At 40.5% G+C, this 12,726-nt stretch carries 12 protein-coding genes and 1 other RNA gene; 11 read left to right on the forward strand and 2 right to left on the reverse strand.

Annotated features, from left to right (window positions below):
- Positions 1 to 2: 2 nt before the first annotated feature.
- From aspS to ACFS5O_RS10090, 3 genes are all read left to right on the forward strand, one after another.
- Positions 3 to 1,781 carry an aspartate--tRNA ligase gene (gene aspS / locus ACFS5O_RS10080; RefSeq protein WP_205726950.1) on the forward strand — a complete coding sequence of 593 codons (1,779 nt, stop codon included), beginning with the start codon at positions 3 to 5 and terminating at the stop codon, positions 1,779 to 1,781.
- A 91-nt stretch (positions 1,782 to 1,872) separates the two neighbouring features.
- Positions 1,873 to 2,053, forward strand: a non-coding RNA gene (ssrS, locus tag ACFS5O_RS10085) — 6S RNA.
- Between the two features lie 114 nt (positions 2,054 to 2,167).
- Positions 2,168 to 2,935: a tRNA threonylcarbamoyladenosine dehydratase gene (locus ACFS5O_RS10090; RefSeq protein ID WP_205726949.1), complete on the forward strand. Its 768-nt coding sequence runs from the start codon at positions 2,168 to 2,170 to the stop codon at positions 2,933 to 2,935.
- A 102-nt stretch (positions 2,936 to 3,037) separates the two neighbouring features.
- Here the strand turns inward: ACFS5O_RS10090 and ACFS5O_RS10095 are convergent, their stop codons facing one another.
- Both ACFS5O_RS10095 and ACFS5O_RS10100 read right to left on the reverse strand, forming a co-directional pair.
- Positions 3,038 to 3,889, reverse strand: coding sequence for an RsfA family transcriptional regulator (locus ACFS5O_RS10095; protein ID WP_205726948.1), 852 nt, complete (start codon positions 3,887 to 3,889; stop codon positions 3,038 to 3,040).
- A 124-nt stretch (positions 3,890 to 4,013) separates the two neighbouring features.
- Positions 4,014 to 5,348, reverse strand: a complete 1,335-nt coding sequence (locus tag ACFS5O_RS10100; protein ID WP_205726947.1) for an AAA family ATPase — start codon at positions 5,346 to 5,348, stop codon at positions 4,014 to 4,016.
- Between the two features lie 154 nt (positions 5,349 to 5,502).
- On the opposite strand from ACFS5O_RS10100, the gene ACFS5O_RS10105 reads away from it, so the two are divergent.
- From ACFS5O_RS10105 to ACFS5O_RS10140, 8 genes are all read left to right on the forward strand, one after another.
- Positions 5,503 to 6,213, forward strand: coding sequence for a YczE/YyaS/YitT family protein (locus tag ACFS5O_RS10105; protein WP_318300249.1), 711 nt, complete (start codon positions 5,503 to 5,505; stop codon positions 6,211 to 6,213).
- Positions 6,146 to 6,565, forward strand: coding sequence for a cysteine metabolism transcriptional regulator CymR (gene cymR, locus ACFS5O_RS10110; RefSeq protein WP_066396457.1), 420 nt, complete (start codon positions 6,146 to 6,148; stop codon positions 6,563 to 6,565). The genes ACFS5O_RS10105 and cymR overlap by 68 nt, the downstream gene beginning before the upstream one ends.
- 14 nt (positions 6,566 to 6,579) lie before the next feature.
- The gene (locus ACFS5O_RS10115) at positions 6,580 to 7,719 is read left to right on the forward strand and encodes a cysteine desulfurase family protein (RefSeq protein ID WP_205726945.1); all 1,140 of its coding nucleotides are present in this window, start codon (positions 6,580 to 6,582) and stop codon (positions 7,717 to 7,719) included.
- Between the two features lie 40 nt (positions 7,720 to 7,759).
- Entirely contained in the window at positions 7,760 to 8,887 is a 1,128-nt protein-coding gene (mnmA, locus tag ACFS5O_RS10120; protein ID WP_205726944.1) for a tRNA 2-thiouridine(34) synthase MnmA, read from the forward strand.
- A 247-nt stretch (positions 8,888 to 9,134) separates the two neighbouring features.
- On the forward strand, positions 9,135 to 9,794 hold the full coding sequence (locus ACFS5O_RS10125; RefSeq protein WP_205726943.1) for a tetratricopeptide repeat protein: 660 nt from the start codon (positions 9,135 to 9,137) through the stop codon (positions 9,792 to 9,794).
- A gap of 12 nt (positions 9,795 to 9,806) precedes the next feature.
- A complete protein-coding gene (recD2, locus tag ACFS5O_RS10130; protein ID WP_205726942.1) occupies positions 9,807 to 12,137 on the forward strand; it encodes an SF1B family DNA helicase RecD2 in 2,331 nt (776 codons plus the stop codon).
- Positions 12,138 to 12,284: 147 nt separating this feature from the next.
- Positions 12,285 to 12,482, forward strand: coding sequence for a hypothetical protein (locus ACFS5O_RS10135; protein ID WP_066240196.1), 198 nt, complete (start codon positions 12,285 to 12,287; stop codon positions 12,480 to 12,482).
- 34 nt (positions 12,483 to 12,516) lie between these two features.
- Positions 12,517 to 12,696, forward strand: a complete 180-nt coding sequence (locus ACFS5O_RS10140; RefSeq protein WP_066396448.1) for a hypothetical protein — start codon at positions 12,517 to 12,519, stop codon at positions 12,694 to 12,696.
- Positions 12,697 to 12,726: the final 30 nt, after the last annotated feature.

Below are 12,726 nucleotides of genomic sequence, written 5' to 3' on the forward strand. Positions count from 1 at the left end.
TTATGGACTATCGCACACATCAATGCGGAAAGATTACTGAACAATTTATCGGTGAAAAAGTAACAATCACTGGCTGGGTACAAAAAAGACGTGACTTAGGAGGGTTGATCTTCATTGATCTTCGTGACCGTTCTGGAGTTGTACAGATTGTCTTTTCACCTGAAGTATCAGCAGAAGCTCTAGAAACAGCTGAAAAAGTAAGAAGTGAATATGTATTAACTATTACAGGAAATGTTCTTGAGCGCGACCCAAGCACGGTAAACCCTGCAATGAATACGGGGAAGATTGAAATTTCAGGAGAAGAAGTTAAGATTTTAAACAGCGCAAAAACACCACCTTTCTCCATCAGCGAAGACATGGATATTACAGAAGACATTCGTTTGAAATACCGTTACTTAGACTTGCGTCGTCCGGTTATGCAAGAAACGATGAAGATGAGACACGAAGTAACTCGCTATATCCGTAACTTCCTTGAGAATGATGAATTTATGGAAATGGAAACACCGATGCTTACGAAGAGCACTCCTGAAGGAGCACGTGATTACTTAGTGCCGAGCCGCGTGCATCCAGGAGAATTTTATGCGCTCCCACAATCTCCGCAATTATTTAAGCAGCTTTTAATGGTCTCTGGGTTTGAAAAATACTATCAAATTGTTCGCTGTTTTAGAGATGAGGACTTGCGTGCAGACCGTCAGCCTGAATTTACACAAGTCGATATCGAAACTTCTTTTATGGGTCAAGAACCTCTTTTAGCCATGATGGAAGAGATGATGACAGGGCTACTGAAAAAGGTAAAAGGTGTTGAGATCCCAAAGCCATTTCCAAGAATGACATACAAAGAAGCTATGGACCGCTATGGATCAGATAAACCTGACATTCGTTTTGGCCTAGAGCTCATTGACGTTTCTGAAATTGTGAAGGAATCCGGCTTTAAAGTATTTGCTGCGGCAGTTGAAAACGGCGGTCAAGTTAAAGCGATCAACGTTAAAGGAAAAGCAGCCAGCTATTCCAGAAAAGATATCGATGGACTTACTGAATTCACAGCACGATACGGAGCAAAAGGTCTTGCTTGGATGAAAGTTGAGGCAGAAGGCTTAAAAGGGCCGATCTCCAAATTCTTTAACGAAGAAGATGCAGCAAACCTTACAAGCGCTCTTAAAGCAGAAGAAGGGGATCTACTTCTATTTGTAGCAGATAAGCCTTCAGTGGTCGCGGACAGCTTAGGTGCTCTCAGACAAAAATTAGGGAAGGATCTTGATCTGATTGATCAAACAAAATTCAATTTCTTATGGGTCGTGGATTTCCCGCTTGTGGAATACGATGAAGATGCAGATCGCTTTGTAGCACTTCACCATCCATTTACAATGCCAAAGACAGAAGATCTTCATCTAATGGATTCAAATCCTGCTGAAGTAAGAGCTCAAGCATACGATTTAGTTCTTAACGGATACGAGTTAGGCGGCGGATCACAGCGTATCTACCAGCGTGACGTTCAAGAAAAAATGTTTAAAACATTAGGATTCACTGAGGAAGCAGCCCGTGAAGAGTTTGGTTTCCTTTTAGAAGCATTTGAGTATGGAACACCACCTCATGGCGGAATTGCACTAGGGCTGGATCGTATGGTAATGCTATTAGCTGGCAGAACCAACTTAAGAGATACGATCGCATTCCCGAAAACGGCTTCCGCTTCATGCTTGCTGACAAATGCACCATCACAGGTGAATGAAAAGCAATTAGATGAACTTCACTTGGCTGTTAAAATGAAACAAGAGAGTAAGTAAATGAATATTTAGAAAAATACGAATTGTTTTCTACAGAGACACATTTTGTCTTGTATTTAACATCTTCGTATGATAGTATGAATTTAAGCGATGGGTCCTATGGTGACCGTCAACAACCCGAAAGTTTTGAGCCAACATTAAGTACTAGGGAGTCTGTGTTTTCTCACAGCGTCCATGCCCTGAGAGATAGGGGACGGACAAAATGCGAAACAGGGCACCCACCTGCGAGAGCAGGTTCAAAACTAAGGGAAGACGGCATTTTTGGGGCTCATTTTTTTGTGCGAAAAAAACCAAGTAAGCATATTGATTTTGTTTTCAAAAGTGGATATGCTGATAAGGATGCATTTTCTTTATATATGTGCACACTGAAAGGAGATTTCGTTAGTATGCTTTATCAATTTTCAAGAAATGAACTTGCGATCGGAAAAGATGGAATCGACGTTCTGAAAAACTCAACTGTTGCTGTGCTGGGAATCGGCGGGGTAGGTTCTTTTTCTGCTGAAGCTCTTGCGCGTTCAGGAGTCGGCCGTTTAATCCTTATCGATAAAGATGACGTTGATATCACAAATGTGAACCGTCAAATACATGCACTTGTGAATACCGTTGGACAGCCAAAAGTAGATCTTATGAAAGAAAGAATCGCGCTTATCAATCCAGAGTGTGAAGTCATCGCTCTTAAGATGTTTTATACTGAAGAAACATACGAGCAAATTTTTGAATATGGTCTTGATTTTGTAGTGGATGCATCTGATACAATCTCCTATAAGATCCACCTCATGAAAGAATGTTTAAACCGCAAAATACCAATCATCTCGAGTATGGGAGTTGCGAACAAACTGGATCCAACGCGCCTTCAGATCGTTGATATTTCTAAGACGAGCTATGACCCGATCGCTAAGGTCATTCGTCAGCGTCTAAGAAAAGAAGGAATCACAAAAGGAATTCCGGTCGTTTTCTCAGATGAGAAACCAATTCAGATCCGCGAAGAGATTCGAAAAGAAATTGTTCCAGAGAACGCTCCTGGCATTCGAAAAGCAAAGATGCCGCCATCTTCAAACGCTTTTGTACCATCTGTTTCAGGACTATTTATGGCGGGTTACGTAATCAACAAAATCATTGAAGATAACAATATTAAGATCGAAAGAATACGATAACATGAGAAAAGTTCTGACTGGACGTGAGTCAGAACTTTTTTCTGTTATGAACTAACATAAAAATGACCCATATGAGTAAAAGAACCCTATGAGTCATCTAATTTATTTTGCTAGTTTCTCTAAGTTTCCGTTCTTATCCATGCGGAAGGTAACGTTAGGATTCGTATCTTCGTCTTGGAACAATACCATTTTTCTTGCACGGTCCATGATCTGGATCAATGCTTGGTAATCTTCCTGAACCGTTTGATGCTCTTTCTCAAGAACAGCTAGCTGATCTTTCATCACTTTGTTCTGTTGCATTAATTCATTCATCTGTAGACGAAGTTCCATGTTTTCTTGAACGAGCTTGCCGCTCGACGTGCCGTTTCGTTTTAAACCACTCAGAAAATCTATGACTTCATCAAGTGTAAGACTATGTTCATTACTAGCTTGTGAAGCTTGACGATAAGCGGCCGTTGTTGAAGGGTGTTGTGATCCTTGTAAGCTCGTAACTTCTGGTGCTTCCGCTTCAGTTTGCTGAACATATCTCGGTTGTTCTTGAACCGTAGGTGACGAAGCAACAGGAGCTTGTGCTGCTGTGTTTCTTTCATACGAGAAAGGTGTTTTAAAGAACTCTTCAGGATGATAAGTTTCATCATCATGCATCTGTGGAGTATTATTTATCGTTTGTACAGGTTTAGCTACAGGCTTAGGCTGTTGTTGCTGTTGTGACCTGGCTAACGCACGTTGACGTTCTTTTCTTTGCTTTTTAGCAATCTTTAAAGCTTGTTCGTATTTTTTTCTTACGATGGCATTCCATCTAAAACCAACTGCTGCACTCGTACGTTCTAATTTATCTCCAACCTCTTCAAAAGCATGCAACTGTGTGCTTCCTTCACGCACATGGCGTAAGACTGTTTCAGCAAGCAATAGATCGTCTTCTTCTGACCAGGCGTCCTGTCTGAGTTTTGACACGGTAATCCTCTCCTTAGCTACAAAAATATTCATTTGATATTTTCATGTTTACCAATCAGAGAGAATCCTATACACACATTTGAAGAACACTTGCTAGTTTGCTAAGTTATCAAGTCTCATAGATTTACTTTCCTTTTTTCTTACGATCATTAAAATAGTCGAGACGCTTCTTTATATTCTTTTCAAAGCCACGTTCAGTCGGTTCATAAAAAGTCTTCCCCTGTAGATGCTTCGGTAAATATTCTTGTGGCACATACCCATCTTCAAAATTATGAGGATATTTATAGTCTTCTCCATGTTGAAGCTGTTTTGCTCCTTTATAATGTGCATCCCGAAGATGGATTGGAACGAGACCTGTTTTTTCTTTTTTGACTGCATCAAGTGCTTTATCAATTCCTGTTATTACTTTGTTGCTTTTAGGAGCCGTTGCTAAGTAAAGCGTAGCTTCTGCCAACGGAATACGAGCTTCAGGCATACCGATAAAATCAGCAGCATAACTAGCAGCATGTGCAACAAGCAACGCGTTCGGATCAGCGAGACCGACGTCTTCTGCTGCATGAACGAGCAATCGGCGAGCAATAAAGCGAGGATCTTCGCCGGCATAGATCATTTTCGCAAGCCAATATAGAGCGGCATCTGGATCTGAACCACGGATGCTTTTAATAAAAGCGGAGACTGTATCGTAATGATTATCTCCTTTTTTATCATATTGAAGGACTCTTTGCTGAATTGATTCTTCAGCGATTTCCAGTGTGATGGTGATGTTTCCATCTTTATCTGGTTTCGTCGTTAACACAGCGAGTTCAACCGCGTTGAGTGCTGTTCTCGCGTCTCCGTTCGCAATAGAGACGATATGATCGATTGCTTCTTTTTCCATAGTGATTGGATGCTTGCCATATCCTCTATCTTTATCAGAAAGAGCTTGCTGGATGACTTTTGCAATATGCTCATCTGTTAGGGGTTCAAAACGAAATAACCGAGATCTAGATAAGAGGGCGGGGTTGATCTCAAACATCGGGCTCTCTGTTGTTGCACCGATTAAGATAACCGATCCGTCTTCCACGTATGGAAGGAGAGCGTCTTGCTGACTTTTGTTAAAACGATGGATCTCGTCGATAAAGAGCACCGTCTTTTTTTCTTCTAATAATAGGCGTTCTCTAGCAGCGCCCATGATGACCTTAAGATCAGCCACTCCGGACGTAACCGCATTCAGTTGTTCAAACCATGCAGATGTAGAATTCGCTATAATTTTTGCTAAAGTCGTTTTGCCCGTTCCGGGAGGTCCAAAAAAGATCATCGGTGTGAGTTGATCGGCTTCGATCGCTCGTCTTAAAAGCTTACCCTCACCAGCGATATGCTCTTGACCGATAAATTCTGTGATTTTTCTCGGGCGCATGCGGTTGGCAAGAGGTCTTTTTAAAGAATGGGAGCTTTCGTCTTTATAAGAAAACAAGTCCATTACAATCATCCTTCCGTACACTTGTTCTAATCGTCATATGACAATACTATACAATAGTCCATCATGCAAGTTGAAATGATTTCATGCTATAATAAGCTTTAGATTTATGGAATTAATCGAATTGAGACAACTTAATAGGGAAGGATTTTGCTCAGTGAAAGACCAAAAGCATTCAAGATGGAACAAATTTTTGTTTCAGTGGTCTGTATTTTTTATTGGATTATTTATTATGGCTTTCGGAATCGCGCTTATGATTAAGGCTGACCTCGGAAGTGCTCCGTGGGATGTTCTTCATATCGGACTGTTTGCGCAGTTCGGATTATCGATTGGAACATGGTCGATTATAATGGGATTCTTCGTCATCCTAGCTACGTCCTTATTAACAAAAGAGAAGCCTCAATCAGGTGCCTTCTTAAATATGGTGTCTGTCGGTTTGTTTATTGACTTTTATTTATGGCTTCCTTTTTTTCATGATCCTGTAACAGGTTTTGGGAAATGGATGTTCTTAATCATCGGGATCTTAATCTTAGGATTTGGAATCGGGCTATATATTTCATCAGACTGCGGTGCAGGCCCAAGAGATAGTCTGATGCTTGCTCTTACAGAAAAATCAGGGATGAAAGTTTCAAATATCCGACTTTTAATGGAATTAGTCGTTCTGTTTTTTGGTTGGATGTTAAAAGGACCCGTTTCGTTTGGAACGATCCTTTTTTGTGTAACGATAGGAGCAATTGTGGGCAGGACCCTTCCATATTGCCAAAAATTAGTGAAGTTTGTTTTAGAACGGAGTGAAAAGTATGAAGATATCAACAAAAGGTCGGTACGGATTAACCATCATGATGGCATTAGCAAAGAGATCCGGTGAAGGTCCGATCGCATTGAAATTAATCGCAAAAGAATATAGTCTATCTGAACATTATTTAGAGCAGCTTATAGCCCCGCTAAGAAATGCAGGACTTGTTAAGAGTATTCGCGGAGCATATGGTGGATATATGTTGGCAAAAGAGGCATCCACAATTACTGCTGGAGATATCATCCGTGTGCTTGAAGGACCCATTTCTCCCGTTGAAGTGATGGATGACGAAGAACCTGCTAAACGAAATCTTTGGGTTAAAATTAGAGATGCGGTAAAAGATGTGTTAGATTCTACTACACTTGAAGATTTGGCAAACTATGAAGATGAGGGCGCACAGGACGCTTACATGTTTTATATATAGGAAGGAAATGAGCAATGAAAAACGTTTATTTAGATCACGCTGCAACCTCTCCTGTTCATCCTGAAGTCATAGAAGAAATGATTCCTTTTCTAACTGAACATTTTGGGAATCCTTCTAGCATCCATCAATACGGAAGACAGACTCGTAAAGCTCTTGATGATGCGAGAACCATGATTGCAACTTCTATAGGTGCTTCACGTAATGAGATCATTTTCACAAGCGGGGGTACTGAAAGTGATAACCTTGCTATTCTTGGCACAGTCTCTGCTCTAGAGAATAAAGGAAAGCATGTGATTACGACAGAAGTAGAACATCATGCTGTACTTCATACCTTTCATGAGCTTGAAAAGAGAGGGTACGATGTAACTTACTTGTCCGTTGATAAGGAAGGCAGAATTTCATTAGACGAACTGAAAAGATCTTTAAGAGAAGACACGATTTTCGTTTCGATCATGTATTGCAACAATGAAACAGGGACAACACAAGACATAAAAGAGATCGGAAGTATGTTAAAGGAAAAAGAGATCTTGTTTCATACCGATGCGGTGCAAGCGTATGGCTTGATCTCAATCGATGTGAATGAACTGAACATTGATCTGTTAAGTGCTTCTGGTCATAAGATCAACAGCCCAAAAGGAACAGGATTTCTATTTGTGAAAGAAGGAACTCCTTTTCTTCCTCAAGGGTTCGGTGGCGAGCAAGAGCGTAAGCGCCGAGCTGGAACAGAAAATGTCGCAGGAATCGCTGCTTTACGAAAAGCGGCATCCATCGCAGAAAAAGAAAGAGAAGAACGCTTTAGTCAATATAAAACATTTAGAGATACGATGAAGAAAATATGGCAAGAAGAAGAGGTCTCTTTTCTAGAGAATGGAAGTCCTGATCATTTTCTTCCCCATATCCTTAATGTGAGTTTTCCAGGTGTGAAGACAGAAGTCCTCTTAGTCAACCTAGATCTTGCTGGTATCGCAGCATCAAGCGGATCAGCCTGTACGGCTGGCTCACATGAACCTTCACACGTTTTGAAAGCGATGTTTGGTAATGATGTTCGTACGAAATCTTCTGTTCGTTTTAGCTTTGGTCTAGGCAATAAATTGGAAGATATTGAATACGCTGCTCGTGAGACAGCAAAAATCGTGAAACGATTAGCAAAATAAGTTACAATGTTTGTCATATGAATGAAATGAGGTGGACACGATGCAAACAGAATCAAACAAAAAGGCACCTCAAGATACACGAGTAGTTATTGGAATGAGCGGTGGGGTGGATTCTTCCGTTGCCGCACTTTTACTGAAAGAGCAAGGCTATGATGTGATCGGGATCTTTATGAAAAACTGGGATGATACCGATGAGAATGGCGTATGCACAGCAACAGAAGATTACAACGATGTGATTGCGGTCTGCAACCAGATCGGCATTCCATATTACGCGGTGAATTTTGAAAAAGAATACTGGGACAAAGTATTCACGTACTTTTTGGAAGAATATAAAGCAGGAAGAACACCTAATCCTGATGTGATGTGCAACAAGGAGATCAAATTCAAAGCTTTCCTTGAGCACGCCATGAACTTAGGTGCAGATTATGTAGCTACTGGCCATTATGCACGTGTGGCTGAAATAGATGGAGAAGTTAAGATGCTTCGAGGCGTTGATGAAAATAAGGATCAAACGTATTTCCTTAACCAGCTTTCTCAAGAACAATTACGTCGTGTATTGTTTCCGATTGGTGAGTTGAAGAAGCCTGAAATCCGTAAGATTGCTGAAGCCGCAGGACTTGCTACTGCAAAGAAGAAAGACTCAACAGGAATCTGTTTTATTGGAGAAAGAGACTTTAAAGAATTCTTGAGTCAGTATCTTCCTGCAAAGCCTGGTGAGATGCAAACGTTTGAAGGCGAAGTTAAGGGCAAGCATGATGGATTGATGTACCATACGATCGGGCAGCGTCACGGTCTTGGAATCGGTGGAAGCGGAGATCCTTGGTTTGTTGTCGGTAAGAATTTAAAAGACAACATATTGTATGTCGAACAAGGATTTCATAACGAAAAGCTTTATTCTGACAGCCTAAAAGCAGTAAAGGCAGGATTTGTTTCTGATAGACCGCTCCCTGCTACTTTTAAGTGTACAGCGAAATTCAGATACCGTCAGCCTGACATGGGTGTAACCGTCCATGTGATGGAGGACGAAACGCTACACGTGGTCTTTGATGAAGCACAACGTGCGATCACACCTGGACAAGCAGTCGTGTTTTACGATGGAGATGTTTGTCTAGGCGGAGCAACGATCGATACGGTATACAAAAACGACGAAGCGATCACTTATCTATAAAAGAATGTGGAAAAAACTGGCTTACTAGGACAAGAAATGATCTAGTAAGCCAGTTTTTTTTGCGATAATGAAATAAGGTGCTCGTGCAGCGGCATTCTATGCTCGCTGCACGAGCGATTCCAGAGATTTATGAGCGATTCCAGAAAGCACGAACGCTCTATTCACAAGAGGAACCTACAAAAAATTATGCGCCAGCTACCTTCATTTGTTATACTTTTGAAGGAAATTAAAAGTGGGGGTAATGAAGATGGAATCTTCAAAAGGTCTTGAATATTTACAAAAAGGAAAGTTTGAAGAAGCAGCAAAAAGTTTGGAATCAATGATTGAGACCGATCCTGAAAATCCAGTGCATTATATTAATTTTGGAAATTTACTTTCTGCTGTTCATGAACACGAAAAAGCGATTCAATTCTTTGATAAAGCTCTATCGCTCGATGAAAATGCTGTTGCTGCATACTATGGCGCGGGTATTGCCTGCTACCACCTTGAAGAATTCTCTAAGAGCGCAAAACTTTTTCAAGAAGCCATCAAAGGCGGGCTGCAAGATGGTGACACTCACTTTATGACAGGCATGTCGTTCGTTTCACTCGGTGAACATAAGCTTGCATTTCCTTACTTAATGAGAGCAACTGAGCTCAACACACAAGATCATGAAGCTTTGTTTCAATTCGGTCTCTGCCAAGCCCGAACAGGGGATATTGAGTCTGCATCAACAACTTTTGAAAAAGTTGTTGAACGCGATGAAACGCATGCCGATGCTTGGTACAACCTAGGCGTAACATATAGTTATTTTGATAAAAACGCAGATGCTCTAAAAGCTTTTCAAAGAGCGTTAGACATCCAGCCCGACCATTATCTTGCAGGGAATGGAAAACGAAACATCGAAAGTAAAAAAACTAACCATTAAAGGGGGTGCTTTATGGCACAGCAGCCTTCTTTTCATTTAGAAGATGATTCGACTGAAATAAAAAAGTATATAAAAGGTACGTTAATCTCTACAATTTATCATCAAACAGAGAGTCTCTATACAGTCGCCAGAATACGGGTAAAAGAGACGAACGAAAATTACAACGAAAAAGAAGTTATGATTACAGGAATCCTTCCTCCATTAAGAGAAGATGAGCTTTATTTGTTTTATGGGAAATTTAAAGATCATCCGAAATATGGTAAGCAATACGAAGTTGAACTGTTCCAAAAAGAGATGCCTCAATCTAAGGAAGCTATGATTCAGTATCTTTCGAGTGATTTATTTAAAGGGATCGGTAAGAAGACTGCCGAGCATATTGTAGAAGTCATGGGAAACGATGCGATCACAAAGCTCTTAGAATCACCGGAATATATTAGTCAGATTCCAAAGCTAACAGAAGAACAAGCTCAAAGTTTGCAAAGGTCCCTCATGCAGAATCGAGGATTAGATCAAGTGATGATGGTCGTGCAACCCTATGGGATCGGGCCGCAGATTGCGATGAAAATTTTTCAAACATATCAGGATGATGCTGTAAAGATCATTAAAGACGAGCCGTATCGACTGATTGAAGACGTTTCTGGAATTGGGTTCCACCGAGCTGATGAAATTGCAAAAGGAAATGGGATGCAAGTGAATCATCCAAAACGAATTCAAGCTGCTTGTCAGTTTGTACTTCGTGATCAAGGAACAGATCTTGGACACTCCTACCTACCGATGGATGAACTGTTAGAAGGTGTAAGAAAGCTTTTAGCAGATGGAAAGAATACGGTAGATGAGATGAGTATTTTTCGTGAGATTCAAGATATGGAAACTGAGCAACGATTGATCGTAAGAGAGAACGTTGTATATCTGCCATCCCTTTATTTCGCTGAGCGTGGATTTGCTCAAAAAATGAATCAATTATTACATAGTCAGAAAAATGATTATCACATTGAGGATTCAAAATTGGAATCTGAGCTAACAGCTCTTGAAAAAAGACTCAACATGAAATATGCGAAAAGTCAAAAAGAGGCTATTAAGAAGGCGTTGACCTCTTCTTTAATGGTTCTTACGGGAGGACCTGGAACAGGGAAAACGACCGTGATTAAAGGAATCGTCGAACTTTATAGTGAGATTCATGGTGTAAGTTTGAACCCTGATGATTACCGAGGAAAAAAAGAGTCGTTTCCAGTTTTACTCGTTGCTCCAACAGGTCGAGCTGCAAAGCGTATGACTGAGTCTACAGGAATACCCGCTCACACGATTCATCGCTTGTTAGGATGGAAAGGTGGAGGTACTTTTGAAAAAAATGAAGATGAACCCATTGACGGAAAACTTTTGATCGTCGATGAAATGTCAATGGTGGATATATGGCTTGCTCATTCTCTAGCCAAAGCTTTGCCACCACAGATCCAGATCATTTTTGTTGGTGATGAAGATCAGCTACCTTCTGTAGGTCCTGGTCAAGTATTAAAAGACCTTTTACAAGCTCAGCATGTACCTCAGTCTCGTTTAGTGGATATTTATAGACAAGCAGAGGGTTCTTCCATCATTCGGTTAGCTCATGAGATGAAGAACGGAAACGTGCCGCAAGATCTGCTTGTCCCACAGAACGACAGACGTTTTTTTGCATGTTCCGGTGAACAAGTGTTTCAGGCTATCCTTCAAGTTTGTGAAAATGCGATTAAAAAAGGATACAGTTCTCGAGATATCCAAGTGTTAGCACCTATGTACAAAGGGCCTGTTGGAATTGATCGATTAAATATGGAACTTCAGCGTCTGTTTAATCCTGAGAAACAAAAACAGCGTCAGTTACAGGTCGCAAATGTGTTTTATCGAAAAGGAGATAAAGTGCTTCAGCTCGTCAATCAACCTGAAGATCAAGTGTTCAACGGAGATATCGGTGAGATCGTTGCTGTTATCTATGCAAGAGAGAACACGGATAAAGAAGATCAGATCGTCATTAGTTTTGATGAGATTGAGGTTACATATAAAAGAAGTGAATTTCATCATTTTACTCACGCTTTCTGCTGTTCGATCCATAAATCGCAGGGCAGTGAGTATCCGATCGTCGTTCTACCTGTCTTAAAAAGCTACTACCGAATGTTAAAACGGAATTTATTATATACAGCAATAACGAGAAGTAAAGAATATCTGATCCTGTGTGGAGAACAAGAAGCGTTTACTTGGGCTGTTGAACGTTCAGATGAAACAGAACGATACTCGGGTCTTACTTCACGTCTTCAAGAGACTATACTGGAAAAAGATTTAATGAATGATACCCTTATAAACGAAACAAACTAGAAATGTTCGAGAGATGTAAGATGTCATCTTGTCGGACATTTCTTTTTTGTCTTTCTAAAAGTTATGATTTTCAAATGTTATTTTCTGTATATTTTCTACAAATTCAGGACACCCTTGTAAAAGTAAAATTTAAAGGAGAGAGAGCAAGTGGAATGTCCGAACTGCAGTAGAAAAGATATCGGGAAAATCGGGGTGAACCAGTATTATTGCTGGAACTGTTTTATTGAGCTTTCCATTGTTAAAGGAAGACTGTCCCTTCATCAAGTGGAAGAAGACGGCTCTCTAACATCACTCGATGATTTATTTGAAGATCAAGATCTGACTTATAGAGAAAGCACATCATAAAAGAAAAAAATCTCTGATGTCGAGGTGATTTAGCATGAGCAGGACGATGAGTTCTCTTTTCGCACTTGGTATTGGAGCGGCAACATATGCGATGAGAAATAAGAGGATGTCAAGAATGTCTAAGATGAACTATAATCTTTCAGATCTTAGTGATCTTTGGACATCACGACGTGTTAAAAAGATTCGTAAAAAAGTCGCAAAAGCCATTTATTAAAGATAGCAAACCCCGTCTCGTAAAAGACGG

The organism is Fictibacillus nanhaiensis, assembly GCF_042686385.1.
GTDB lineage: Bacteria > Bacillota > Bacilli > Bacillales > Fictibacillaceae > Fictibacillus > Fictibacillus nanhaiensis.

Excerpts from the sequence above, each read along its gene's own strand:
- aspS (WP_205726950.1), top strand. The coding sequence starts at position 3 with ATGGACTATCGCACACATCAATGCGGAAAGATTACTGAACAATTTATC.
- ACFS5O_RS10090 (WP_205726949.1), top strand. The coding sequence starts at position 2,168 with ATGCTTTATCAATTTTCAAGAAATGAACTTGCGATCGGAAAAGATGGA.
- ACFS5O_RS10100 (WP_205726947.1), bottom strand. The coding sequence starts at position 5,348 with ATGGACTTGTTTTCTTATAAAGACGAAAGCTCCCATTCTTTAAAAAGA.
- cymR (WP_066396457.1), top strand. The coding sequence starts at position 6,146 with ATGAAGATATCAACAAAAGGTCGGTACGGATTAACCATCATGATGGCA.
- ACFS5O_RS10115 (WP_205726945.1), top strand. The coding sequence starts at position 6,580 with ATGAAAAACGTTTATTTAGATCACGCTGCAACCTCTCCTGTTCATCCT.
- mnmA (WP_205726944.1), top strand. The coding sequence starts at position 7,760 with ATGCAAACAGAATCAAACAAAAAGGCACCTCAAGATACACGAGTAGTT.
- ACFS5O_RS10125 (WP_205726943.1), top strand. The coding sequence starts at position 9,135 with ATGGAATCTTCAAAAGGTCTTGAATATTTACAAAAAGGAAAGTTTGAA.
- recD2 (WP_205726942.1), top strand. The coding sequence starts at position 9,807 with ATGGCACAGCAGCCTTCTTTTCATTTAGAAGATGATTCGACTGAAATA.
- ACFS5O_RS10140 (WP_066396448.1), top strand. The coding sequence starts at position 12,517 with ATGAGCAGGACGATGAGTTCTCTTTTCGCACTTGGTATTGGAGCGGCA.